Source organism: Caulobacter sp. GW456-12-1-14-TSB4, from assembly GCF_059424195.1.
On record NZ_JBWKZF010000010.1, the window covers coordinates 153116 to 176096 of the forward strand.

A 22981-nucleotide genomic window follows, 5' to 3' on the forward strand; every position below is an offset into this window, starting at 1 on the left:
CCTTGCGGGAGCAGACGCGCGTCCCAGGAGTTGGTCAGGTCATGGATCGCGAGATCGAACTGAAGTTCCTGATCCCGCCCGAGGCGGCGCCGGAAGCCCTGGCCCATCTGCGCGGCGAAGGCGCGGTGCGCCAGCTGGACGCCACCTATTTCGACACCCCCGGCCACACGCTGCGCAAGGCGGGCTTTGGCCTGCGGGTGCGCGACGGCGAGGGCGGCCGCAAGCAGACCCTGAAGTCGGCCTCGGCCGGCGGGGTATTTTCGCGCGGCGAATGGGAAGAGGCGATCGCCGGCCCCGATCCCGACCCCGACGCCCTGTCGCGCACCCCGGCCGCGGCCATGCTGGCCGGCCAGACCCTGGCGCCGGTGTTCACCACCCGCGTCGAGCGCACCGTGCGGCTGGTCCAGGTCGGCGAGGCGATGATCGAGGCCGCCCTCGACCGGGGCGAACTGCTGGCCAAGGGCCGGCAGGCCGCGGTCTGTGAGCTGGAGCTGGAGCTGAAGAGCGGCCCGGCCAGCGCCCTCTTCGACCTGGCTCGCGACGTCGCCCGGCACGTGCCGCTGCGGCTGTCGCTGGTCAGCAAGGCCGAGCGCGGCTACGGCCTGGCCGCCGGCGATGCGACCGCCTCGCCGCGCCGGCAGGCCGCGACGCTGGACCCCCGCGCCACCGTCGGCGAGACGCTGCAGACGCTGGGCCATGCCGACCTCGCCCATCTGTGCTCGGCGCTGGAATCGCTGCGCGAGCGGCCCGAGCCCGAAGGCGTCCACCAGGCCCGCGTCGCCACACGGCGGCTGCGGGCGCTGCTGAAGATCTTCAAGCCCCTGGCCGAAGACGCCGCCGCCCAGATCCTCGACGATGGCCTGCACTGGCTGGCCGGCGAGTTCGACATGGCCCGCGACCTTGACGTCTTCATCGGCGAGGTCTGGGAGCAGGCGCGCGACGGAGCGAAATTCGACGGCCGCGACGACTTCGAACGCGCCCTGAACGCCGCCCGCGCCAACGCCTATCTGCGGATGGAGGCGGCGCTGGCCAGCCCCCAGGCCCGCGACGTGCTGCTGGAAGCGGCCGCCTGGCTGGAGACCGGCGCCTGGTCGACCGATCCGCATCTGGCGGCTTTGCGCGACAGCCGCGCCGACGCCTTCGCCGCGCGGGTGCTGGACCATCGCCTCAAGCAGGTGAAGACCCGCGCCAAGGCCTTCGACAAGCTCGACGCTCATGAGCGCCATCGGCTGCGCCTGAAGGGCAAGACCCTGCGCTACGCCGCCGAGGACCTGAGCCCGCTGTTTCCCGACCATCCCAAGCGCGTCGAACAGTTCCTCGAGGCGTCGCGACGCGTGCAGGACACGCTGGGCGCTCTGAACGACCGCAGCGTCCGCCAGACCTTGGTCGAGACCGTGGCCCAGGGCGACGCGGCCCAGGTCCGCGACGTCTCGCGCGTGGCCTTCGCCGACGACGAGGACGCCCTGATCGACGCGGCCCGCGCGGCGCTGGACGACCTGCTCGACGCCAGGCGGTTCTGGTGAGGAGAGGCCTCGCCGAACGACAATATCTGACACAGAACCGCCCTAGAGCGCGGAGCATGGATCGCCTGAAACTCACCGCCAGCCTGCTGGCCCTGATCATCGCCACCCCCGCCCTGGCCCAGACGACGCCGCCCAGCGTCGGGGTCGTGGGGGCTACCGTCCCGACCGCCCAGGGCGGCGCCAACGGCGTGGTGCTGCTGCGCGATCCGGCCGATCCGGCTCGCGGCGTCATCGCCGCCAGCGGCGAACTGGGCGGGCTGGAACTCTACGGCCTGGACGGCCGGCGCGCCGGCGCGATCCCCGGCGGCGAGGTCTACGCGATCGACGCCCGCGAGGACGGCAAGCGGGCTTTGATCGCCGCGCTCGACCGCCAGGCCGGCCGCCTGCGCCTGTTCGCCCACGACTACGCCACGGGCGAGACCTCGGCGATCGACGCCAAGCCGCTGATGCTGGGCTTTTCGGGCGAAGGCGTCTGCCTGCACCGCAGCGCCCGCGACGGTGCGCTCTACGCCTTGGCCATGAGCCGCGACGGCCGGCTCGACCAGTGGCTGCTGTTCGCGGCCGCCCCGAGCGACAAAATGGGCGGCAAGCTCGACGGCCGCGTCGTGCGCCGCCTGACCCTGTCGTCGGAGGCCAAATACTGCGTCGCCGACGACGCCAGCGGCGCGCTCTATGTCGCCCAGCAGGCGGTCGGAATCTGGCGCTACGACGCCGATCCCGAGGCCGAGCCCGTGCCGGTCATCGTCGACATCAACCGCCTGGGCCACCTCGCCAGCGAGGTCGGCGGCCTGGCCATCCTCAACGGCGGCAAGGGTGGCGACTACCTGGTCGCGGCCAATGCCGACGCCGGCGACTACACGGTCTATGACCGCAACGCGGACGACCGGTTTGTGGGCGGCTTCAAGGTCGCGGGAATCGAAGCCGCCTCAGGCCTGTTCGGCGTCCGCGCCCCGGTTGGCGCGAGCCTGCCGGGCGGCGCCCTGCTGATCGCCGACGACCGCAAGGCCGGGGCCAACAGCAAGATCGTCTCCTGGCGCGAGGTCGTCGCGGCCTTGAACCTGTCGCCCGGCCACGATGCGCCGGAAGTCGCACCGTCCAAGCTCGCCTTGGTCCAGCCGACCATGGAGACCCAGCCGGTCGACCACGACGGAGACGCCGCCGACGATCCGGCCATCTGGGTCCACCCGACCGATCCGGGCCGCAGCGCCATCATCGCCACCGACAAGAAGGGCGGCCTGCTGGTCTACGACCTGTCGGGCCAGCGGCTGCAATATCTGCCCGACGGCAAGATGAACAATGTCGATCTGCGCGGCGGCTTCAGGCTGGGCGGCAAGACCGTGACCCTGATCGCGGCCAGCGACCGGACCCGCAAGGCGATCGCGCTCTACACGATCGATCCCGACACCCGCCAGCTGACCAGCGTCGCCGACGGCGTCCAGGCCACCGGCCTCTCGGACCCCTACGGCCTGTGCATGCACCAGGACCGCAAGGGCGGGACCTTCGTCTTCATCAGCGATCCCGATGGTCTCGTCCGGCAATGGAAGCTGATCGCGACGAAGGCCGGCAAGGTCGCCGCCCAGCCGGTGCGTGACATAAAGTTCGACACCCAGACCGAAGGCTGCGTCGCCGACGACGAGACCGGCGCGCTCTATGTCGCCGAGGAGGACCTCGCGCTCTGGAAGCTCGGGGCCGACGCCAAGGCCGGCCAGGCCCGCAAGGCCATCGCCCGCGTCGCGGACAATCCAGCCTTGAAGGACGACCTAGAAGGCGTCGGCCTCTACGCCCAGGCCGGCGGCAAGGGTTATCTGGTCGTCTCCAGCCAGGGCAATAACAGCTACGCGGTGTTCCGGCGCGAGGGCGACAACGCCTATGTCGGCGGCTTCGCGGTCACCGCGAACGGCGACAACGGCGTCGATGGGATCTCGGAGACCGACGGCCTGGAGGTGACCAGCGCCTCGCTCGGCGCGGGCCTGGAAGCCGGCGCCTTCGTGGCCCAGGACGGCCGCAACATCTCGCCGCCCGAGCACCAGAACTTCAAGCTCGTGCCGTGGACGGCCATCGCCGCGAAGCTGAAACTGCAATGAGGCGGGGTCCGGAAACACGACGCTAGGATTGCGGATTCCGGGCCGCTTTGAACGGGTCGGCGTGGAGCGCGCACTCATCCAAGGCGGCCCGCCCCGCCGGCCAAGCGCCCTCACCCGACCCGCGACGGCGTCCCCCAAGGTCGCGGTTCCCGTGCGACGGCGCTTGGCCTTCCTCTCTCACGTCGCGACGCGACGAGGAGCCGCGATGGCCAAGCGCCTGTTCGACGTCCTGCTGTCCCTGGCCCTGTTGATCCTGACCGCGCCGATCCTCCTGATCGCCATGACGGCCATCTGGGCCCAGGATGGCCGTTCGCCGCTGTTCATGGGCATGCGGGTCGGACGGGGCGATCGCGACTTCCGCATGGCCAAGCTGCGCTCGATGACCGTTGGCTCCGAGTTCAAGGGCGCGGCCTCGACCACTCGCTCCGACGCCCGCATCACGCCGCTGGGCCACGTCCTGCGGCGCTGGAAGCTCGACGAACTTCCTCAGTTCTGGAACGTGCTGCGCGGCGACATGAGCATCGTGGGTCCGCGCCCCAATACGCGCCGTGGAGGCGTGGATCGCTATACCGCCCAGGAGATGCGGCTCTTGAGCGTGCGCCCCGGCATCACGGACCTGGCCTCGATCCTGTTCGCGGACGAGGCGGAAATCCTGGACGGCGCGGCCGATCCCGACGCGCTCTATGACGAGGTCATCCGCCCGTGGAAGAGCCGCCTGGGACTGCTCTACATCGAGCGTCGCACCTTCTGGATCGACCTGCGCATCGTCGCGCTGACGGCGTTGGGGGCGATTTCGCACGGCGCGGCGCTGCAGGGCGTCGATGCGATCCTGGAAGAGCTGGGCGCCAGCGATGAGCTGCGTCTGGTCTGCCGTCGTTCCGCGCCCCTGCCCCGGGCCGAGCCGCCCGGCTACGCGGCTTGATCGTCCGCTTCTATCGCCGGCAAGGCGGGGCGGCGGCGCAGCCGGCGGCGCTTCCGTCCGGCTGGTCCTCGCGGATCTGGGCGCCCGGCGAGCACGGCTTCCCACCGGTCGGCTCGCGCCGCGCCAGCAACTGGGTGTGGTGGGCGTTCGAGGTCCTCGGGGTCTTCAGTCGTCCCGGCTTCTTCGAACTGACGCTCTGGCGCGAGGACCGCCTGGCCCACCGGCTGATCGTCACACCACGCTGGTCGCGCTTTGCGTTCATGGACCCCGGCGATCTTCAGATCGGCGATGTCTGGACCCATCCCGACTTCCGAGGCCAGGGCCTTGCGCGCCAGGCGCTGGCCATGGTCCAGGCCCTGACCGATCCTGACGACCAGCTCTGGTACCTGGTCGAGGCCGACAACGCCGCCTCGATCCGCCTGGCCCGGGCCGCCGGCTACGCGCGGGTCGGGGACGGCCGCCGCACCCGCCCGCTGGGCCTGTCGCCGTTGGGCCGCTTCCAGCTGGACTAGCGACGGATGACCATCACCTCGGCCACCGATCCGGCGTGGTTCGGCGCATCCGCGCCCCGCACGTGGAAGGCCAGCCACTGCCCCGCGCAGCCGCCGGAGACCTCGAACTCACCACTCGCGCCCTGTCCTGCCGCCAGGGGCTGATCCAGCTTCAGGATCTGCGCGCCGCCCGTCTCGCCGCAGGTCAGGGTCCAGTAAGGCGGCGTCGCGTGATCGTCGGCGGCGGCCGTGCGGACGCTCAGGCGATAGCCGCCCGCCGGAAGGGTGAGGAGCTGGGTCGCCACCACCCCGCCGGCCCCGCCCATGGCCTGGTAGGCCAGCACCGCACGACCCCCGGCGACGTCGCGCGTCGCGGAGAGCTCGCCGCTCTCGATCAGCCGCCAGCCGAACGGATACGTCTGGTCGGGGTGCGCGAAGTCGGGGTCGGCCAACAGGGCCTTGGCGGCGGGATGGAAGGCGTCATGCGCGCGGCGGGCGTCGGTGAAGGCTCCCTGAGCGACCAGCTCCCCGACCAGAGCCTGATCGATCCCATCGCGTTTCAACGCGGCGCGGTCACGGACCTTCAGCACCAGGTCGGTGACGCCCGGCGGCGCATGGCGTTCGACCACCGCGTCGTGCAGGAACATCGCCCGCCAGTCGCTGGGCCGGTCCAGCAGTCGGGCGATCGGCCCGGCCAGGCTGGGGTCCGAAGCCGCGTTGGCCAGCACCGGGAACAGGATCGGCGGCGCCGCCGACGATGTGCGCAGGGCGATGTCGAAGTCCTTCAACGCGGCATTGACGTCGCCGGCGTCCACCGCGTGCTGAATCAGCCAGACGCGAGTCCCGAGGCTGCGCCGGCTGATCTGATCGGAGAGGAAGAACAGCCGAGCCGCGCGCGCCTTGTCCCCGGCGGCCTCGGCCCGCAGAGCGCGCAGCTCGACAGCGGCCGGCAGGGTGACGTCGCGAGCCAGGGCCCGGTCGACGAGGTCGCGCACGGCCGCTGGCGACGCGCCCTTGTCGATCTTGGCGCGCGCCGCCTGCAGGGCCAGCCGGGCGTCGGCGGGATGGAGCGCGGCGGCGCGGACCGGATCGCTTCGCCCCAGCTCGATCGCTACGCCGTCGCGCACGATCAGGACCAGGGCGGCCGCGACGCCCAGGGCGATCAGCGACCGCGCGACGATCGCCCCCGCGCCCATCTCAGCGGCCGTAGTCGTAGTCGAAGCCGTAGCCGTAATCCAAGCCATGGCCAGTCTTGCGGGCCTCGAACTTGGTCAGCACCGCGCCCAGGATGTGAGCCTGCGAGGTGCGCAGACGGGCCAGGGCCGTGCGCACGGCGCCGGCCGGCGTCGCGCGAGCCTCGACCGCGTAGATCACCCCGTCCACCGCCGCGGCGACCAGCGGCGCATCGGCCAGGCCGATCACCGGCGGGCTGTCGACGATCACGTGGTCGAAGCGCTCCTTCAATCGCTGGACCAGCAGGGCCAGGCGATCGCCCATCAGCAGGTCACCGGCGTTGGGCGGCTGCGGGCCGGCGGTCATCACCCACAGGCCCCCATGGTCGGTCTGGTGCAGGGCGCTGTCCAGGTCCTCGCCCCCCGACAGGAAGTTGCTGACCCCGACGCCGTTCTTCAGCCCGAACGCCGAGTGGATCGAGGGCGAGCGCAGATCGGCGTCGATCAGCACCACCTTGCGGCGGGCGCGGGCCAGGGACTGGGCCAGGGCGATGGTCGTGGTCGATTTGCCCTCGCGCGGACGCGTGCTGATGACCGCAATCGCCTTGGGCGCGCCCTGGGCCGTCGACAGCTCCAGATTGGCCTGCACGGCCAGATAGGCCTCGACCAGCTTCGAACGCGGGTCGCGCAGGGCCAGCAGCGGATCCTCCAGCTGCGTCTTGGGCGCGACGCCCAGCAGCGGCAGGCCCAGCTTCTCCTCGAGATCGGCCGGGTCGATGACACCCTCGTCGATCTGCTCCAGGCCGGCGGCGACAAGGGTGGCGATCAGGCCGCCGCCCAGCATGGCGAGCAGCAGGTTGACCAGCAGTCTGGGCGAGGACGGACGCTCCGGCAGCCGGGCCGGATCGACCACGGCGACATTGTTGTTCTCGATGCCGCCGGCGACGCCGATCTCCTTATAGCGCTGCAGGAGGGCGTTATAGAGTTCGCGGTTGGTGTCGGCGTCGCGCTGGTAGATGTTGTACTGGATGCTGCGGCGGCGCAGGTCGGTCAGGTCGCCCTTGAGGCCATGCACCCGCCCCTCCAGCGTCCTTTCGCGCATCAGGCTCGACTCGTAGGCCTGCCGCAGCGAGACGCGCACACGCCCCTCCTCCTGGGCGATGGAACGGTCCAGCGCCTCGATCTGCGAGGCCAGGGCCAGGGCCTGCGGATAGTCGGGGCGGAACTGCACCATCAGCTTGGCGTACTCGCCGGCCGCGTCGGCGCGCTTCTGGCGCATCGAGGCGATGGCGTCGTTGGTCAGGGCGATGCTGCTGGCGTCGGGGCGCTTGGCCTCGTTCAGCCGGCTCTCGGCGACGATCCGTTCGGCGGTCGCCACCTCCAGGGCCGAGTTGATGGCGATCAGGTCGTCGGTGACCAGCGAGCGTCCGCCGACCGCCGCCCCACCCGTGTTGGGGTCGATCGGCGACGGCAGGTTGATGATGCCATGCTCCGAGGCGTAGGCGACGAGGTCGCGTTCGGAGATTTCCAGCTTCTCGCGCAGCTGCTCGATGCGGCTTTCCAGGAACTTGCGGGCATAGCTGGAGGCCTCGAACCGGCGCTCCAGGGTGCTGGCGATGAAGTCCTCGCTCCAGGTCTTGGCGATCTTCTGCGACAGGACCGGGTCGGGCGTCACCGCCCGCACATCGACCAGGCTGGAACCGCGCACCGGCGCGACGCCGACATGCAGCAGCAGGATCTTGCCGGCGATCTCGGCGCGCTTGGCGCGTGCGGCCGGATCGGCCTTGCCGCCCTCGAACAGGTCCCGGCGGCCGAACAGCTTGAAGAACCCCGGATCATCGACCACGCCCAGGTCGCGGGCGACCCGTTCGGCCAGAACCTGGGTGCGCAACAGGCCGTACTGTGTCTGGTAGAATTCCTGGTCGCCGATGCTGGTGTCGCGCTCGACGGCGTCGATCTTCACGACCCGAGCGGTCTCGCGTGAGATTTCCAGCCGCGCGGTCGAGGCGTACTGGCGCGGCATGGCCAGGGTCAGCACCACGCCGACCAGGGCGCCGGCGGCGACACCGCCCAGCAGCACCCAACGCCAGCGCACGGCGGCGCGCAGCAGCCGGCGCAGCGGCGGCGGTCCGACATGGGCTTGGCCGTGGGCGGTCGACTCGCCGGACTTGCCGGTGAAGAGCGTCACTTCGCTGGACGCGAGCCCGAGCATCTGGGGCGAGACCCGTTCCATGCGTTTTAGAATCTTTCCAGGGCGAGGATGAGCGGCGTGGTCAGCAGCGGGGTGATCTGCAGGAACTGCTGGAAGTGGCGACGGGCCACGGAGTCGCCGACGATGATCACGTCGTTGGCGTAGATCTTCGGGTCCGCGTACATCCCGCGCCGGATGGCGCCGAGGTTGTAGAGCCCGGCCAGGGACTGGCCGTCGACCATGCGGAAGACCACAACGTCCTCCAGGCGGGCGAACTCACTGGTCCCCTTGGCGGTGGCCACGGCGCGCATCAGCGACATGTTGCCGACGACGGGGTAGCTGCCCGGCTGGGTCACCTGGCCATCGACCGTGAAGACCTGGCTGGTGGTCTCCTCCAGGTTCACCGTGACCTGCGGGTCGCGCATGAACTTGTCGCGCAGCTTGCCGGCGATGATCGCGGCCAGCTCGGAGGGCGTACGGGCCGAGGCGTCGATCTCGCCGATCAGTGGCATCGACAGGCGCGCGGCCGCGTCGGTCTGGAACTTGCCCGACAGGTCCTCGACGCCGAAGACGACGATCGACAGCTTGTCCAGCGGACCGATCCGGTAGGCGGTCGTGGCCGCCACTAGGTCCGCGCCGCTCGGCGGCGGCAGCTCGGCCTTCTGGGCCACGGCCGCGGGGCCTTTCAACTCGCCCAGACGCGGCTCCTCGGCGCAGGCGGCCAGCAGCAACGCCCCGCCGATCAGGAGGAAGGAGCGACGCTGCATCAGAAGCGCATGCGCAGCGAGGCCTGGAACACGGTCTGGCCCTCGAACGGCGAGGTCAGGCCGCCCAGGGTGACGCGCGTGCCCCGGCTGGAACGGACGTTCAACGCCTCGAACAGCGCGGTCATGCGGTCGTTGATCGGCACGCGGGCGGCGGCCGTCAGCGACCAGCCGTCCTCGCTGTTATTGGCGGCCATCCGGCTGCCGCTCTCGTTGGTCGAGAAGGCCTCGGCGCGGCCGGTGACGGCGACGTCGCCGATCATGTGGGTGACCAGGACGTAGGAGGACTGGAACTTGGTGTGGATCCAGCGCCCGCCATTCTCATCGAAGCCCATGATGGTCGAGCCGGTCATGGCCTGGGCCAGGAGCCTGGTGTTGGAGCCAAGGTCGGCGTTGAAGCCGACGTTCCAGAACCGGGTGCGCCAACCCCACTGCAGGTCGTGATTGAAGGCCTCGGGATCGCCTCTGTTGTCATAATAGAAGACGGACGCCCCCCAAGGCTGCGGCGGGCGGTAGTCCAGGCGGCCATAGAAGCCGGGCCTGTTATCAAGCTCGATCGTCGACTTGGTCTTGTTCTGCTGGGCCCGGGTGAGGAAGGCGTTCAGCGGCGGCAGCTGGAAATAGCCGTCGGCCGTCGCCTTCTCGTCGTGCAGGGCCCAGCCCCGGAACGACAGCAGCGTGCCGGAGGTATCGTTGAAGCCGAAGACGCCAACCGTGGCGGTCAGCTCGCTCTGGCCGACGGCGGCGTGGACCGTACCCTCGCCGCCCAGGACCTTCACTTCTTCGCCCACCCAGGCGTTGATCGTCGAGGGCGTGATGGTGTTGACGACGGTCCAGGCGCCGCCGGTCGAGTGCTCCAGCGAGATCTCCGGCCACATCAGGCCGGCCCGCGCCGAGAAACCGACCGGTCCCTTGCGCTGCGGCAGGTAGTTCACGAAGGCCTCGATCAGATCGACGCTCTCCTCGTGGTCGCGCTGATAGGCGACCGAGACATTGGCGCTCAGCGACGAGGTGAAGCGCGGCGTCCAGATCAGGTCGGCCTCGACGGGGACCAGCTGGGCCTTGTAGCCGCCGTTGCTCTTGCCGTCGAAGCGGGTCTTGCCGAAGCCGCCGTCCACATAGGACGTCGCGCCGTTGGCCACGACCGCCCGCGCGTCCAGCAGCACCGACAGGGTGTCCTTGGAGAAGATGTCGGTGGTCGAGCCGGACGTGTCGTTGACCGGCGGCGTCGCCTCCTGGGCCAGGACCGGGGTCGCGGACAACCAGCACAGGCCGGCGATCAGGGCGACGCCGCTGGCGCCGACGAGCTTACGACGGGGGATCATGGAAACGACCTCATGCTGGATGGCGCGGGGACCGGACCGTCCACCCAGCGGGCGAGCGATCCGATACGGATGTGTTGGGGTTGGTCCGCGAAAGGGTTCAGACGCGGGGCCAGATCAGGGTGGGCCAGGCGGACGACGCCGCCGGCCACGACCAGCAGCACGTCGCGCGCGCTGGCCTCCAGGAGCGGTTTGGCCAGGATCACGAAGTCGGCCGACGCGCCCGGCGCCAGGCAAGGCTCGGGCAGGCCCAGACGACGGGCGGCAGGCGCGCCGACGGCCGCTTCCAGGCGGGCGTCGTCCAGCAGCGCCAGGCCCCGGGCTCGTCGCAACTCGTCCAGCAGGTCGCCGTCGCCCGTCAGCCGGGAGTCGCTGCCCAGCAGGACGTCGTCGCAGTCCAGCATCGCCGCCGGCGCGGTGGCGCCGAACAGGAAGAGGTTCGAGGTCGGGCACCACACCAGGGCCGCGCCGGAGTCGCTGAAGCGCTCGGCGCCCTCCCGGTCGACACCCACGCCGTGGACGGCCATCAGGTCCTCGGTCAGCAGGCCGCGCTCAGCCAGGGCCCAGACCTCGGCGGCGGCGGCGTCATCGACGCCCTCGGCCATATGCACGGCGTAGGGCCGGCCGGTCTCCAGGCCGTCCAGCCCGGGCGTCATGCCCAGGGAGTCGGCGCTGGCGATACGGGGGGTGCGGATCGGGAAGTCCGTCTCGAAGTCGGCCTCCCAGACGTCATGATGCGCCACGGTCGTGACGCCGGCCGCCAGGTTCTTCCAGGCCCCGGCCAGAAGCGCGTCGCGCCGGGAGGTCTCGCGGCCGGCGACGATCCGGTCGGCGTCGCGCTCCTGGATGTCCCGCGCCCAGTCATAGGCGTTGGCGTAGGGCGGGTGGCCCAGGCGGCCGTAGTGGTTGCGATGCAGGTGATCGTGGGCGTTGATCAGCCCCGGCCGCACCTCGGCGTCCGGGAAGTCCAGCACCAGGTCGAAGGCGCCCTCGGGCTCGACCAGGCGCTCGCCTTCCACGGCGACGACGGCGTTCTGGGCGACGACCAGCAGGCGCATCGTCAGGCGCCGCGCCGGAAGACGGCGGCCAGCACGACGGGCAGGCCCAGGTGACGCTCATAAAGGTCCAGCTTGCCGGCGTCGACGTAGAAGGGCCGCGCGGTCTCGTCGATCCGCGCCCGGCGCAGTTCGATCAGCTCCAGGCCCGCGCGCTCGGCGGCGGCCAGGTGGCCTTTCACGCCATGGACGTAGTGCTCCAGCTCATGCACGCCCTCGTCGTCGCGGAAGGTGCGGCGATGGCCGGCGGCGGCGGCGTCTGGATGGAAGTCGGTGACGATCACGCTCGCCCCCAGGTCGGCGACCCGGGCCAGCTCGGCATAGGCCCGCGCGCATTCGGGCAGGTGACCCAGCACCAGCCGGCACCAGACGACGTCGAAGGTGCGGTCGGGCAACGGCAGGTCGCGGACATCCCCGACCAGGGTGCGCAGGCCGGGCCGGCGCACGTCCAGCCCGACGCCGGCGGCCAGCATCTCGGGACTGAGGTCGACGCCTATGGCCAGGGCCGCGCCGGCCCCGACCAAGCGCCGCCCGGTGCCGCAGCCGGCGTCCAGCAGCACCTTGCCCGCCAGCGGCGGCGTCAGCTCGGCGACCAGCTCGGCCTCTAGATGCGAGACCGCGGTCTCCGAGGCATAGGTCGGCGCCCAGCGGCGATAGCCCTCGCGGACGTCGAGGACGCCCGCGGGAGCGGCTGCCATTGCGGCCAAGGGAGGGGAAAGGACCACGTCATCGTCCGTCTAGAACTTGCGGATGGGTTCCCGGACAGGCTCGGGACGTTCAATGCCGCCGCTACTTGGCGGCGATGCTCAGGGTCCCGCGCATCATGGTGTGGTAGGTGCAGAAGAACGGGAACACGCCGGCCTTCTGCAGGGTCTGCTTGGCGCTCTTGCCCGGCGGTAGCTGCAGGTCGAAGCTGTGGTCGCGGGCGGTCACCGTGTGCGGGACGCTGTCCTTGTTCACCCAGGTGATGGTGTCGCCGACCTTCAGACCGGCGGGGATCTTGCCGTAGCTCATGCTCGACATCACGACGGTGTATTCGGTCTGGGCGCTGGCCTGTCCGGCCATGGCCAGGGTCGCGGCCAGGGCCATCATCGGGATGATCGTCTTCACGAGGCAGTCCTCCATTCGGGTTCACCGATGATTTCCGCCGCGCGCGCCGAAGGTTTAAGCCGGCGCGAAAAACTCAAGGGACGTGAACCGCGCCGCGTCGCGCCGGCACTCACGTCAGCCGGCGTCTATCCCCGCCGGCTCCATCCCGAGTGGACACCGCATGAAACTGCTGCTCGGCCGGACGCGTCACGTTCGAAAGGCGCCGGCCCGCGCCCCCGACGGCGTCGTTCTCTACGCCATCGGTGACGTGCACGGCCGAGCAGACCTTTTAGCGCCGCTGATCGACGCCCTGGCGGAGGACGCCGCCCAGGCTCGGGAGGCGGTCGTGATCGGCTTGGGCGACTATGTCGATCGCGGACCGGACTCGCCGGCCGTCATCGACCAGATGCTGGCCCTGACCGACCATCCCGCGATCACCCTGCGGGCCCTGCGTGGCAATCACGAGCAGGCCCTGCTCGACTTCCTGGACGACGCCGAGACAGGGGCGAGCTGGGCCCGGTACGGCGGCGCGGCGACCCTGGCCGCCTACGGCGCGCCGGCGCCGCAAGACCTCTCCGACATGCGCGCCTGGCGCGACACCCGCGAGGCCTTCGCCGCCGCCCTGCCCGCTCGGCACCTGGCGTTCCTCCAGGGCCTGGCGCTATCCCACGCGCGCGGCGACTACCTGTTCGTCCACGCCGGCGTGCGGCCCAGCGTGGCGCTGGGCTCCCAATTCGCCGGCGATCTGCTGTGGATCCGCGAGCCGTTCCTGGACTGCGACCGGCCGCTGGATTTGATGGTGGTCCATGGCCACACCCCCGCCCCGGACGTCCATGCCGACCACCGCCGCATTGGCCTGGACACCGGCGCCCACGCGTCGGGCGTGCTCAGCGCTTGCCGGCTGGAGGGCGCCGAACGGCGCTTCATCCAGGCCCGGGCGGGTCCGAAAGGCGTCGAAATCCGCTTTATCCCGGCGTGAACCGGCTATTCGCCATTCGAGGCTAAACCTTTCGCGGTCTCGCGCGCACCTACGGTCAGCAGCGAGATGAAGACCGTGAACGTCAGGAGCATCGGGATCAGCCCCCGCGAAACCATCCGGCCCGCGCCGTCCATCAGCGACGCCGAGCTCATCGTGCGTATCCGCGCGAAGGATCTCGGCGCGTTCGAGGCGCTGTACCGGATCTACCACCCCCGGCTCACCCGGTTCCTGATGAACCTGATCCACCGACCGACCCTGGTGGAGGAGGTCCTGAACGACACCCTGATGGTGGTCTGGGACAAGGCTGACACGTTCAACGGCGCCAGCAAGCTCTCGACCTGGATGTTCGGCATCGCCTATCGCAAGGCGATGAAGGCCCTGCGCAAGCAGGACGAGCCGATCGAGGATCCGGCCGCCGAGCAGCGCGCCAGCCTGGAGCCGACGCCGGAGGACGACTTCGGCCGGGGCCGGGCCCAAGTCCTGCTGCAGAAAGCGATCGCGTCGCTGTCGCCAGAACATCGCGCGGTCGTGGAGTTCACCTATTTCCACGAAATGGGGTATCGGGAGATCGCAGAGATCATGAAGTGCCCGGTGGACACCGTGAAGACCCGCATGTTCCACGCACGCCGCTACCTCAAGCGCCAGCTGGCCGGCGAACTGCCGGACTGGCTCTAAGGACCCTAGCCATGACGAAGATCGTCAACCTTCAGGACGCCCGCCACCAGCAGACCCAAGGCCTGCTGCCGTGGTACGCCAACGGAACCCTGGACGCCGCCGAGACCTCGGCCGTCGAGAAGCACCTGGCCGAGTGCGACGAATGCCGCGCCGATCTGGACCAGGAGCGCGCGATGGGCCGCGAGCTCGCGAGCCTGCCCATGGACGTCGACCACGGCTGGGAGCGGATGCGCGCCAAGCTGGAGACCAAGGCCGCCGACGAACGTCGCCATCCCACGGCCGCCCTGATGCGCCGGCGCGTGCCGCTGGCCTGGGCCCTGGCCGCCCAGGCCGCGTGCCTGTGCCTGGCGATCGGCGGCGCCGTCTGGCTGGCCCCGCAATCGAACAACACCTACCGCGCGCTCGGCGCCTCGACGCCGCCGGTCCACGGCAATGTCGTGGTGATCTTCAAGCCAGAGATTTCGGAGGGCGCCTTGCGCGGCGCCCTGCGCGACATCGACGCCCGGGTCGTCGACGGCCCGACCACGGCCGACGCCTACGTCCTGCACGTCGACGCCGCCCACCGCGCCGACGCCCTGACCCACCTGCGCGCCAACGGCGACGTCACCCTGGCCGAACCGATCGACGCCGAGCCTCGCCCGTGATGAAGCGCGCCGCAGCCTGCTGGAGCGCGCTCGCCGCCGCCGGCCTGCTGGCGGTTACGGGCGTCGCCCCCGCCCAAGCCCAAACCCAAACCCAAACCTCGGCCACCGCCCTGCCCTCGGCCACGACGGCGGACGCCCAGGACATCCTGGTGATGCTGCGCCTGTCGCCCGAACACTATAGGCCCAGCGCGGCCTATGGCGGCAGCTATGGCGACCGCTTCTCGCGCAGCGCCCGCAAGCGCGCCGCCGAGTCGATCGCCCGCCAGTACGGCCTGTCCCTGGTCGGCGACGGCTGGCCGATGCCGCTGGTCGGCCTGGACTGCTACGTGATGCGCGCCCCGCGCGACCGGACGGTCGAGATCGCCATCGACCAGGTCTCGCACGATCCGCGCGTGGCCTGGTCCGAGCCGCTGCGCCTCTATCGCACCCAGGGCAGCTACGATCGCGAGAACGACCCGCTGTTCGCAGCCCAGCCGGCGGCCAGGGCGTGGCGACTGGCCGACCTCCACAAGATCGCCACCGGCAAGGGCGTCAAGATCGCGGTCGTCGATAGCAAGATCGAGGTCGATCATCCCGATCTTGTAGGGCAATTCATCGCCGATCAGGACTTCGTCGCGGGCCGCCCCGCCGCGCCCGAGCGGCACGGCACGGGCGTCGCCGGCGTGATCGGGGCCAAGGCCAGCAACGGCATCGGCATAGCGGGCATCGCCCCGGGCGCGCGGCTGATGGCCTTGCGCGCCTGCTGGCAGGTCGACAACGGCTCGTCCTCGTCGCCGACCCTGTGCGACAGCCTCAGCCTGGCCAAGGCCCTGCATTTCGCGATCGACCATCGCGCCGAGATCATCAACCTCAGCCTGACCGGCCCGCAGGACCGCCTGCTGACCCAGCTGATCGGCGTGGCCAAGGCGCGCCGCATCGCCGTGGTGGCCGCGTTCGATCCCAACCTGCCCAAGGGCGGTTTCCCGGCGTCCGAGCCGGGGGTGATCGCGGTGGCGGCGGAATCCTTGGCGACCGTTCCGCCCGGCGTGTACAGTGCGCCCGATCGCGACGTGCCGACCACCCAGCCGGGGGACAAATGGAATTTGGTCAACGGCAGTTCCTATGCCGCCGCTCATGTCAGCGGGTTGATCGCCCTTGTCCGTGAAGGTCGTGCGTCCAGTTACCCTGCCCTCCTCGTCGCCTCGCAACCCCGTGGGGGCGTCGTCGACGCCTACGCCACGGTCTATCGCGAGCTGGATGGCTGCGGCGGATCGTGCGCCCTGGCGGCGCGTGTCCCTCAATCCAGCGCGCGCTAGCGCGGGGATCCTGCTGGCGTTCGGTCTGGCCGCGCCCGCCTTCGCCCAGGTTTCGGGGGGTTTCGCGGTCCAGAGCGACTACCGCCTGCGCGGCTATTCGATCAGCGGCCAGAACCCCGTCGGGATCGTCGACCTCGCTTACGACCATGCCTCGGGCTTCTACGCCAATGGCTCGGTGGTCGGCGGCAAGCGCGCCGACGACTGGACCGTTGTCGGGCTGATCGGCAATGTCGGCTATGCCCGCCGGGTCGGCCAGCATCTGACCCTGGACACCGGCGTCGTGCGCATCAGCCGCCTGCAGCACTATTCCGCCAGCACGACGGGCCGCTACACGGAGGGCTATGTCGGCCTCAGCGCCGGCAACGTCTCCGCCCGCCTCAGCTATTCGCCCGACTACCTGCGCCACGGCGTCCACACCGTCTATGGCGAGGTCAATGGCGGCGTCGACCTGACCGACGCGCTACGCCTGGACGGCCATGTCGGCTATCTCAGCTGTGTGGAGGCGCCGGTCGGGGCGCGCTGCTACGACCGCGTCGACTGGCGCGTGGGCGTGTCGCGGCGGTTCGAGCGCCTGGACCTGCACGCCGGCCTCTCCGGCGCGGAGGCGCCCGGCGGCCGCGATCTGCGCGCGGGTCGCAATCCCGCCCTGGTCGTCGGCGTCAGCTGGACGTTCTAGGCGGGCCCAGCGCTCACGCCGCGACCTTGCCGCCGCGCCGCCGCTCACGCGCGGCGACCATCAGCTCCACGCAGGCCACGGCGAACAGCGCGCCCAGCAGCGGCGTGCGCAGCGGATAGTCGACCAGGCTCGAGATCATCAGGACGAGGGTGACCGTGGCGGCCGCCACGCCCATGGCTTGGCGGCGACTTCCACGCTGGCCGTCCCTGACCGGCCGCGCCGCCGTCCAGACCCCGCGCATCCACCAGACGGCGAACACCGCCAGCAGCGCCAGGGCCGGCAGTCCGCCCTCGATGACCAGCTGCAGCGGCTCGTTGTGGGCCTGGTTCATGTAGATGGTCGAGAGCAAGGCGTCGGGCTCATAGCGGCGATAGACGCCGTCGAAGGTCCCGAAACCCGCGCCCAGCGGCAAGAAGGCCTTGGCCGTCACCAGCAGCGGCTGGACCATGGCCACGCGGGTCTCGCCGGCGATGTCCGAAGGGGCCAGCCGACCGATGGCCCCGCCCCGCGCGATCGTCGCCGCCAGCCCCGCCAGGACCAGAAGAAGGGCGCCGCCGACAGCCAGGCGTGCGAGGGGCCGCCTCGGCCACAATCGTCCGCCCGCGCCGCGATAGGCCAGGATCGCTCCGACCATTCCGATCGCCCCCAGCAGCAGGCCCATCCGCGACCCGGTGGCGACCAGCGCGATCAGCAGGAAGGCCAAGGTCGCCGGGGCGAAGGCCAGGACCAGTCGCCGGTCGCCGCCATTGCGCAACGTCAGCCCGGCCAGGGCCCCGGTCAGCGGCAGGGCGCAGGCCATCAACGCGGCCTGGTGATTGCGATTGGCGAAGAGGCCGACGGCGGAATCCTGCGAGGTCTCGCGATAGAGCCTCAGCCCGCCAGCCGCGACCTGGCCCAGGCCCAGCAGACCGCTCACCACCGCCACGACGACGATCGCCATGACCAGCCGTACGCGTCCCTGGAAGTCGAGATGCAGCGCCGCCAGCGCCATGGCCGTGGCCGGCAGCAGGGCCGCCAGGGCGTTCAGGGTGAGATCGGGGCTCAGGCTCAGCGGCCGCCAGCGGACAAGGCTCGAGGCCTCGGCGATCCGCGCATAGGCGTCGTGGCCCGATAGTGACACCCAGAGCGCCGGCGGCAGGGGCAGCAGTTGCAGCAGAAGCAGGAGATAGGCCGCCGCGACGGCGATGATCGCCCCGAGGTGGCGGCGCGAGATCGTCGCATCGAGCGGCCACAGGGTGGCGCCGATCGCCAGCACGGCCGCGCCGCGCACCACCATCTGCTGGACCTCGTCATGGCGTGATGCGCCGCCGGCCAGGGCGAGGGCGGCGCCCAGGCCGGCGACGACCAGCAGCCGGTAGGTCGGCTCGCGCATCCAAGGGGTGGGGGAGCGTTTCACCGGCCTCTCCGTCCGACGGCGAAGGCGGCGGCCTTGCGACCGCCGCCCGGACGCCGGCTCCTTAGGAGCTGGCGGCCTTGCTGTCGTGCTTGCTCAGCGCCAGGGCGCCGGCAACCACGGCCGCGACGGCGACACCAGCCAAGACCGTGGTCGAGGCAGCGGCCGTCCCGGCGACTGGAGCGATCCCGCTGGCGCCAGCCAGCGACAGCTTCGAGGCCGGGTTGCTCGCCTTCCCGGCGGCAAGCGCGGGAAGCGCCACCATCGAGAGGGCGGCCGACGCGGCCAGGAGATGTGTCAAACGCATCTGCAGAGCTCCTTTTTAGGGACTTTTCAGGATCGCCAGGGAGGCGGAGCCCCCCTGACGAAAAGCGTGCGCACGCTCCAAGCGGTGCGTTCCCATTCCGGCGTTCGGCGTTCATGCGTCGATGAGATTTCGCGGAGCCTGGGCCGGTTCGTGGTCCAGCATGGCCCGCAGGCGGGCGACTACCGCATGGCGGTCGAGGCCGTAGTGGGCGCGCAGGTGGGCTTGATCCCCCACCTCGCTGGGATAGAGATCCCGGAGGCCGATGCGGGCGAAGCCGCGCGGCGCGATCCCGCCTTCCAGCAACGCCTCGGCCACCGCCCCGCCCAGGCCCCCAATGATCGAGTGCTCCTCCAACGTCAGCACGTAGGGGATGTCCCGAGCGGCGGCGACAACACCCTCGGTGTCGAAGGGCTTCAGCGTATGGACGTCCACGACGCGGACGAAGATTCCCGCTTCCGACAGCCGGTCGGCGGCGGCCAGGGCCTCGCCCAGGATGCCGCCGACGGCGAAGATCACCGCGGCGTCGCCCTCCCGCACCCGGCGGACCTTGCCCAACACCACCTCGGCCGGCGGCAAGCCAGCATTGGCCTTGTCGAGGCGCAGATAGCCTGGCCCGCCCCGCGCGTGCATCTGACGGGTCAGCGCGTAGGCCTGCCAGGGGTCGGACGGCGCCACCACCGTCATCTCCGGCAGGGCGCGCAGGATCGCCAGGTCCTCGGTCGCGAAGTGCGACATGCCCAGCTGGCCGTAGGAGAAGCCGCCCCCGACCGCGACCACCGTGACATCGGCCCGGTGGTAGCAGACGTCGTTGCGGAGCTGTTCGAGGCACCGCAGCGTTGGAAAATTGGCGATCGAATAGGTGTAGGCCCGCGCGCCGGACAGGGCCATGCCGCAAGCCACCGCCGTCATGTTCTGCTCGGCGATGCCGGCATTGACGTAGGCGTCTGGGAAGCGGGCGATGAAGTCGTCCAGGACCGAAAAACCCAGGTCGCCGCCGACCAGCATCACGCGCGAATCCTCGGCCGCCAGTTCGGTCAGGGCGCGGATGAAGCTGTCACGCATCGGCGGCCTCCAGCTCGACCCGGTCCAGTTCAGCAAAGGCGGCCGCAAGCTCCTCCCCGGCGGGGGCGCGGTAGTGCCACAGCACCGAGTTCTCCATGAACGACACGCCCCGCCCCTTCACCGTGTGGGCGACGATGCAGGTGGGGCGATCGGACACCGTGGCGCGCGCGAAGCCGGCCTTCAGGGCGGCGTGGTCGTGGCCGTCCGCCTCGACGACCTTCCAGCCGAAGGCCCGCCACTTGTCGGCGAAGGGCTCCAGCCGGATCGTGTCCTCGATCGAGGCCAGGGCCTGCAGCTTGTTGTAGTCGATCACCGCGCAAAGGTTCGACAGCCGGTGGTGGGCCGCGAACAACGCCGCCTCCCAGTTCGAGCCCTCGTCGCACTCACCGTCGCTGAGCACGACATAGACCCGCTGGGTCCCGCCCGCCCGGCGCAGTTGCAAGGCCATGCCGGTCCCGACGCCCAGGCCGTGGCCCAGCGAGCCGGTCGACATCTCCACCCCCGGCACGCCCTTGTGGTTGACGTGCCCGGACAGGACCGAGCCGTTCTGGTAGTGCCGCTCCAGCATCGACAGCGGCATGAAACCCCGCTCGGCCAGGGCGGCGTAGACGCAGGCGCCGGCGTGACCCTTCGACAGGATGAAGCGGTCGCGGTCCGGCCACTGGGGATTGTCCGGATCGACCCGCAGCACCTCGCCATAGAGCACCGCGATGATGTCGGCCATCGAGAGCCCCGACCCGACGTGCGAGCTCTTGCCCGAGGCGCACATCCGCACGACGTGGCGGCGCAGGCGCTGGGCCAGGCTCCTGGTGTCGAGCGCTTCGGTGCTCACGCGAAGAACCCGCGCACGACGTCGATCACCCGCCCGACCTGGCCGTCGCTCAACAGGTGGTTCATCGGCAGAAGCAGCGAGCGGGCGAAGAAGCGGTCGGTGCGCGGCAGGCTCTGGTCGAAGCCCAGGTTGCGGAACTGGTGCAGGCCCGTGCCGCCCCACTGCACGATCGTGCCGATCCCCTGCTCGGAGAGGTGGGCGCGCAAGGCGTCGCGCGCGTCGCAGCAGACCTCGTAGTTCTGGAAGATGTCGAAGCGGTTGGAGGCGTCCGGCCCCGGCGGCAGCTCCAACGCCGGCACATCGCTAAAGGCGTCCTGGTAGCGGGCGGCGATCTGGCGGCGGCGGGCGATGGCCTCGTCGTAATAGGTCAGCTTGTAGGCCAGGACGGCGGCGTGGAGGTTGTCGAGCCGAGAGTTCGCGCCCCACACCGCGATGTCCGCCGGGATGACCTTGTCGCGGCCGGCCCCGTGGTTGCGCATGGCCCGCACGGTGTCGGCCAGGTCGTCGTCGTCGGTGACCAGGGCCCCGGCGTCGCCAAAGCAGCCCAGGGTCTTGGACGGATAGAAGCTGAACGCGCCCCAGGCGCCGAAGCGGCCGGCCACGCGGCCATCCAGCCGCGCGCCCAGGGCCTGGGCGGCGTCTTCGTAGACGGCCAGATCGTGCTCCTCGGCGATCTCCAGCAGAGCGTCCATGTCGCAGACCCGGCCGTTGACGTGCACGGCCATGATCGCCCGGGTCCGGGGCGTGATCGCCGCACGGACGGCCTGCGGATCGACCAGCCAGTCGCGCTCGGAAAGCTCGACCGGCACGGCGCGGCCGCCGGCGTGGTGGATCGCCTGAGCAGCGGCGATGAAGCTGTGGCCGGGGATGATCACCTCGGCGCCGGGCTCCAGCCCCGAGGCCCGCAGGCCTAGCAGCATGGCGTTGGTGCAGTCCGAAACGCCGATCGCGTGGCGCACGCCCAGATAGTCGGCCAGGGCCGTCTCGAAGCCGTCGACGGCCGATTGCAGGATGAAGCCGCCCGAGGCGGCCGTCTCGTGAAGGATGCGTCCGAACGTGTCGGCGCGCTCGGCGTAGAGCGCTTTCCAATCGAAGAATGGAACCAGTGGACCGCCTTGGGAGCACATACGGCGCGCAACCTTGTCTGACCTCAGGCGGCAGCCCCGCCGATGTCGATAGGTGCGGCTGACCCCAGCCATGGTTCAAAGCCTAAGGACCCATCCCAGATTCCGATGCGTATCCTGTACCTGACGCAGTGGTTCGAGCCCGAGCCCAACATCCTCAAAGGACTGGCCTTCGTCCGCGCCCTGGAGGCGGCCGGGCACCAGGTGACGGTGGTCACCGGGTTTCCGAACTATCCGACCGGGCGGCTCTATCCCGGCTACCGCATGGCCTGGATGCGGCGCGAGGTGGTCGAAGGCGTCGAGGTGGTGCGCCTGCCGCTCTATCCCAGCCACGACGCCTCCAGTCTGCGACGGTCGGTGAACTTCCTGTCGTTCTTCCTGTCGGCCCTGGTCTATGGACTGCTGCGCCAGCGGCGGTTCGACCTGGCCTACGTCTACCACCCGCCGATCACGGTGGGCCTAGCCGCGGCCTTGTCGGGATGGGCGCGCGGGTTGCCGTTCGTGCTGGACGTCCAGGACCTGTGGCCCGACACGGTGGCGGCCACCGGCATGGCCGGGGCCGATCGGCTGGTCGGACCGCTCGGCGCGGTCTGCGGCTTCGTCTATCGCCGCGCCGCCGCCGTGGTCGCCCAGTCCGAAGGCATGCGACGGGCCCTGCTGGCGCGCGGCGTGCCTGAGGCCAAGGTCACCACGATCCGCAACTGGGCCGACCTGCCCGCGTCGATACCCGAGGCCTCATCGGCCGCCGCGCCACGCGATCGCTTCACCCTCGTCTACGGCGGCAATCTCGGTAGGGCTCAGGGGCTGGAGACGGTGATCGACGCCGCCGCGCTACTCCAGGCGCAACGGACCGACATCGAGATCGTGCTGCAGGGCGACGGCCTGGAGCTGGGGCCGCTGCGCGCCCGCGCCGCCGAAGCCGGGGTCCAGATCGTCCGCTTCGCCCCACGCGTCGGCCAGCGCGAGATCGTCGAGATCTTCGCCCGCGCCGACGCCCTCCTGATGTGCCTCACCGACGACCCGTTGTTCCGGATCACCATCCCGTCCAAGACCCAGTTCTACCTGGCCATGGGCCGCCCGATCGTCGCCTCGGTGGCGGGCGAGGCCGCCGAGATCCTGGCCCGCTCGGGCGCCGGGGTGACGGCCGCGCCCGGCGACGCGCGAGGCCTGGCGGCGATCATCGCCGCCCTGGCCGACGCCTCGCCCGAGCATCACGACGCCATGGGCCAGGCCGGCCGAGCCTATTATCGCGATCACCTGTCGTTCCAACGTGGGACCGATCGAACCCTTCGGCTGCTGGAAGGTACATACGTCCAGGATCGACCAACGCCCCGAAGACCGTGACCGACGCCCCCATTCCCCTTCCGTCACGGCCCCACGC

At 70.6% G+C, this 22981-nt stretch carries 22 protein-coding genes; 10 read left to right on the forward strand and 12 right to left on the reverse strand.

The window, feature by feature from the left end:
• The first annotated feature begins 41 nt into the window (after positions 1-41).
• The 4 genes from AC07YH_RS12200 (at position 42) to AC07YH_RS12215 (ending at position 5041) form a co-directional block, all read left to right on the forward strand.
• Positions 42-1523: a CYTH and CHAD domain-containing protein gene (locus tag AC07YH_RS12200; RefSeq protein ID WP_494747251.1), complete on the forward strand. Its 1482-nt coding sequence runs from the start codon at positions 42-44 to the stop codon at positions 1521-1523.
• Positions 1524-1579: 56 nt separating this feature from the next.
• Positions 1580-3607 (forward strand): phytase, encoded by a 2028-nt coding sequence (locus AC07YH_RS12205; RefSeq protein ID WP_494747252.1) that lies wholly within the window; start codon positions 1580-1582, stop codon positions 3605-3607.
• 205 nt (positions 3608-3812) lie between these two features.
• Positions 3813-4529 carry a sugar transferase gene (locus AC07YH_RS12210; RefSeq protein WP_494747253.1) on the forward strand — a complete coding sequence of 239 codons (717 nt, stop codon included), beginning with the start codon at positions 3813-3815 and terminating at the stop codon, positions 4527-4529.
• Positions 4526-5041, forward strand: coding sequence for a GNAT family N-acetyltransferase (locus AC07YH_RS12215; protein WP_494747254.1), 516 nt, complete (start codon positions 4526-4528; stop codon positions 5039-5041). Before AC07YH_RS12210 ends, AC07YH_RS12215 begins: the two co-directional genes overlap by 4 nt.
• On the opposite strand, the gene AC07YH_RS12220 is transcribed toward AC07YH_RS12215, so the two are convergent.
• From AC07YH_RS12220 to AC07YH_RS12250, 7 genes are all read right to left on the reverse strand, one after another.
• Entirely contained in the window at positions 5038-6264 is a 1227-nt protein-coding gene (locus AC07YH_RS12220) for a hypothetical protein (RefSeq protein WP_494747255.1), read from the reverse strand. The genes AC07YH_RS12215 and AC07YH_RS12220 overlap by 4 nt on opposite strands.
• A complete protein-coding gene (locus AC07YH_RS12225) occupies positions 6218-8425 on the reverse strand; it encodes a GumC family protein (protein WP_494747256.1) in 2208 nt (735 codons plus the stop codon). Before AC07YH_RS12225 ends, AC07YH_RS12220 begins: the two co-directional genes overlap by 47 nt.
• Positions 8426-8430: 5 nt before the next feature.
• Positions 8431-9150, reverse strand: coding sequence for a polysaccharide biosynthesis/export family protein (locus AC07YH_RS12230; protein WP_494747257.1), 720 nt, complete (start codon positions 9148-9150; stop codon positions 8431-8433).
• Positions 9150-10472, reverse strand: a complete 1323-nt coding sequence (locus AC07YH_RS12235; protein WP_494747258.1) for a hypothetical protein — start codon at positions 10470-10472, stop codon at positions 9150-9152. The genes AC07YH_RS12230 and AC07YH_RS12235 overlap by 1 nt, the downstream gene beginning before the upstream one ends.
• Positions 10469-11527, reverse strand: a complete 1059-nt coding sequence (locus AC07YH_RS12240) for an amidohydrolase family protein (protein ID WP_494747259.1) — start codon at positions 11525-11527, stop codon at positions 10469-10471. Before AC07YH_RS12240 ends, AC07YH_RS12235 begins: the two co-directional genes overlap by 4 nt.
• 2 nt (positions 11528-11529) lie before the next feature.
• Positions 11530-12222: a class I SAM-dependent methyltransferase gene (locus AC07YH_RS12245; protein WP_494747260.1), complete on the reverse strand. Its 693-nt coding sequence runs from the start codon at positions 12220-12222 to the stop codon at positions 11530-11532.
• A gap of 91 nt (positions 12223-12313) precedes the next feature.
• On the reverse strand, positions 12314-12634 hold the full coding sequence (locus tag AC07YH_RS12250) for a cupredoxin domain-containing protein (protein ID WP_494747261.1): 321 nt from the start codon (positions 12632-12634) through the stop codon (positions 12314-12316).
• Between the two features lie 160 nt (positions 12635-12794).
• Between AC07YH_RS12250 and AC07YH_RS12255 the strand changes: the two genes are divergently transcribed.
• The 5 genes from AC07YH_RS12255 (at position 12795) to AC07YH_RS12275 (ending at position 16882) form a co-directional block, all read left to right on the forward strand.
• On the forward strand, positions 12795-13592 hold the full coding sequence (locus tag AC07YH_RS12255; RefSeq protein ID WP_494747262.1) for a metallophosphoesterase family protein: 798 nt from the start codon (positions 12795-12797) through the stop codon (positions 13590-13592).
• A gap of 66 nt (positions 13593-13658) precedes the next feature.
• The gene (locus tag AC07YH_RS12260; RefSeq protein WP_494747263.1) at positions 13659-14267 is read left to right on the forward strand and encodes an RNA polymerase sigma factor; all 609 of its coding nucleotides are present in this window, start codon (positions 13659-13661) and stop codon (positions 14265-14267) included.
• Between the two features lie 11 nt (positions 14268-14278).
• Positions 14279-14911, forward strand: coding sequence for a zf-HC2 domain-containing protein (locus AC07YH_RS12265; protein WP_494747264.1), 633 nt, complete (start codon positions 14279-14281; stop codon positions 14909-14911).
• Positions 14911-16206: a S8 family peptidase gene (locus AC07YH_RS12270; RefSeq protein ID WP_494747265.1), complete on the forward strand. Its 1296-nt coding sequence runs from the start codon at positions 14911-14913 to the stop codon at positions 16204-16206. Before AC07YH_RS12265 ends, AC07YH_RS12270 begins: the two co-directional genes overlap by 1 nt.
• A complete protein-coding gene (locus AC07YH_RS12275; RefSeq protein ID WP_494747266.1) occupies positions 16181-16882 on the forward strand; it encodes a TorF family putative porin in 702 nt (233 codons plus the stop codon). Before AC07YH_RS12270 ends, AC07YH_RS12275 begins: the two co-directional genes overlap by 26 nt.
• Positions 16883-16895: 13 nt before the next feature.
• Here AC07YH_RS12275 and AC07YH_RS12280 read toward each other — a convergent pair whose 3' ends face one another.
• The 5 genes from AC07YH_RS12280 to AC07YH_RS12300 all read right to left on the reverse strand — a co-directional run bounded on the left by AC07YH_RS12280 (position 16896) and on the right by AC07YH_RS12300 (position 21603).
• Positions 16896-18278, reverse strand: a complete 1383-nt coding sequence (locus AC07YH_RS12280; RefSeq protein ID WP_494747267.1) for an O-antigen ligase family protein — start codon at positions 18276-18278, stop codon at positions 16896-16898.
• A gap of 61 nt (positions 18279-18339) precedes the next feature.
• Complete coding sequence (locus AC07YH_RS12285) at positions 18340-18582, reverse strand: hypothetical protein (RefSeq protein ID WP_494747268.1); 243 nt, start codon at positions 18580-18582, stop codon at positions 18340-18342.
• Positions 18583-18693: 111 nt separating this feature from the next.
• Positions 18694-19644, reverse strand: coding sequence for a transketolase family protein (locus tag AC07YH_RS12290; RefSeq protein WP_494747269.1), 951 nt, complete (start codon positions 19642-19644; stop codon positions 18694-18696).
• Complete coding sequence (locus AC07YH_RS12295) at positions 19637-20476, reverse strand: transketolase (RefSeq protein WP_494747270.1); 840 nt, start codon at positions 20474-20476, stop codon at positions 19637-19639. Before AC07YH_RS12295 ends, AC07YH_RS12290 begins: the two co-directional genes overlap by 8 nt.
• Positions 20473-21603, reverse strand: coding sequence for a DegT/DnrJ/EryC1/StrS family aminotransferase (locus tag AC07YH_RS12300; RefSeq protein WP_494747271.1), 1131 nt, complete (start codon positions 21601-21603; stop codon positions 20473-20475). Before AC07YH_RS12300 ends, AC07YH_RS12295 begins: the two co-directional genes overlap by 4 nt.
• Positions 21604-21708: 105 nt before the next feature.
• On the opposite strand from AC07YH_RS12300, the gene AC07YH_RS12305 reads away from it, so the two are divergent.
• Entirely contained in the window at positions 21709-22944 is a 1236-nt protein-coding gene (locus AC07YH_RS12305) for a glycosyltransferase family 4 protein (RefSeq protein WP_494747272.1), read from the forward strand.
• The last annotated feature ends 37 nt before the right edge of the window (positions 22945-22981 follow it).

Coding starts and splice junctions, on each gene's coding strand:
- AC07YH_RS12220 (WP_494747255.1), bottom strand. CDS start 6,264: ATGGCTTGGATTACGGCTACGGCTTCGACTACGACTACGGCCGCTGAG.
- AC07YH_RS12290 (WP_494747269.1), bottom strand. CDS start 19,644: ATGCGTGACAGCTTCATCCGCGCCCTGACCGAACTGGCGGCCGAGGAT.
- AC07YH_RS12240 (WP_494747259.1), bottom strand. CDS start 11,527: ATGCGCCTGCTGGTCGTCGCCCAGAACGCCGTCGTCGCCGTGGAAGGC.
- AC07YH_RS12265 (WP_494747264.1), top strand. CDS start 14,279: ATGACGAAGATCGTCAACCTTCAGGACGCCCGCCACCAGCAGACCCAA.
- AC07YH_RS12210 (WP_494747253.1), top strand. CDS start 3,813: ATGGCCAAGCGCCTGTTCGACGTCCTGCTGTCCCTGGCCCTGTTGATC.
- AC07YH_RS12270 (WP_494747265.1), top strand. CDS start 14,911: ATGAAGCGCGCCGCAGCCTGCTGGAGCGCGCTCGCCGCCGCCGGCCTG.
- AC07YH_RS12230 (WP_494747257.1), bottom strand. CDS start 9,150: ATGCAGCGTCGCTCCTTCCTCCTGATCGGCGGGGCGTTGCTGCTGGCC.
- AC07YH_RS12200 (WP_494747251.1), top strand. CDS start 42: ATGGATCGCGAGATCGAACTGAAGTTCCTGATCCCGCCCGAGGCGGCG.
- AC07YH_RS12205 (WP_494747252.1), top strand. CDS start 1,580: ATGGATCGCCTGAAACTCACCGCCAGCCTGCTGGCCCTGATCATCGCC.
- AC07YH_RS12235 (WP_494747258.1), bottom strand. CDS start 10,472: ATGATCCCCCGTCGTAAGCTCGTCGGCGCCAGCGGCGTCGCCCTGATC.
- AC07YH_RS12245 (WP_494747260.1), bottom strand. CDS start 12,222: ATGGCAGCCGCTCCCGCGGGCGTCCTCGACGTCCGCGAGGGCTATCGC.
- AC07YH_RS12225 (WP_494747256.1), bottom strand. CDS start 8,425: ATGGAACGGGTCTCGCCCCAGATGCTCGGGCTCGCGTCCAGCGAAGTG.
- AC07YH_RS12260 (WP_494747263.1), top strand. CDS start 13,659: ATGAAGACCGTGAACGTCAGGAGCATCGGGATCAGCCCCCGCGAAACC.
- AC07YH_RS12255 (WP_494747262.1), top strand. CDS start 12,795: ATGAAACTGCTGCTCGGCCGGACGCGTCACGTTCGAAAGGCGCCGGCC.
- AC07YH_RS12300 (WP_494747271.1), bottom strand. CDS start 21,603: ATGTGCTCCCAAGGCGGTCCACTGGTTCCATTCTTCGATTGGAAAGCG.
- AC07YH_RS12285 (WP_494747268.1), bottom strand. CDS start 18,582: ATGCGTTTGACACATCTCCTGGCCGCGTCGGCCGCCCTCTCGATGGTG.
- AC07YH_RS12305 (WP_494747272.1), top strand. CDS start 21,709: ATGCGTATCCTGTACCTGACGCAGTGGTTCGAGCCCGAGCCCAACATC.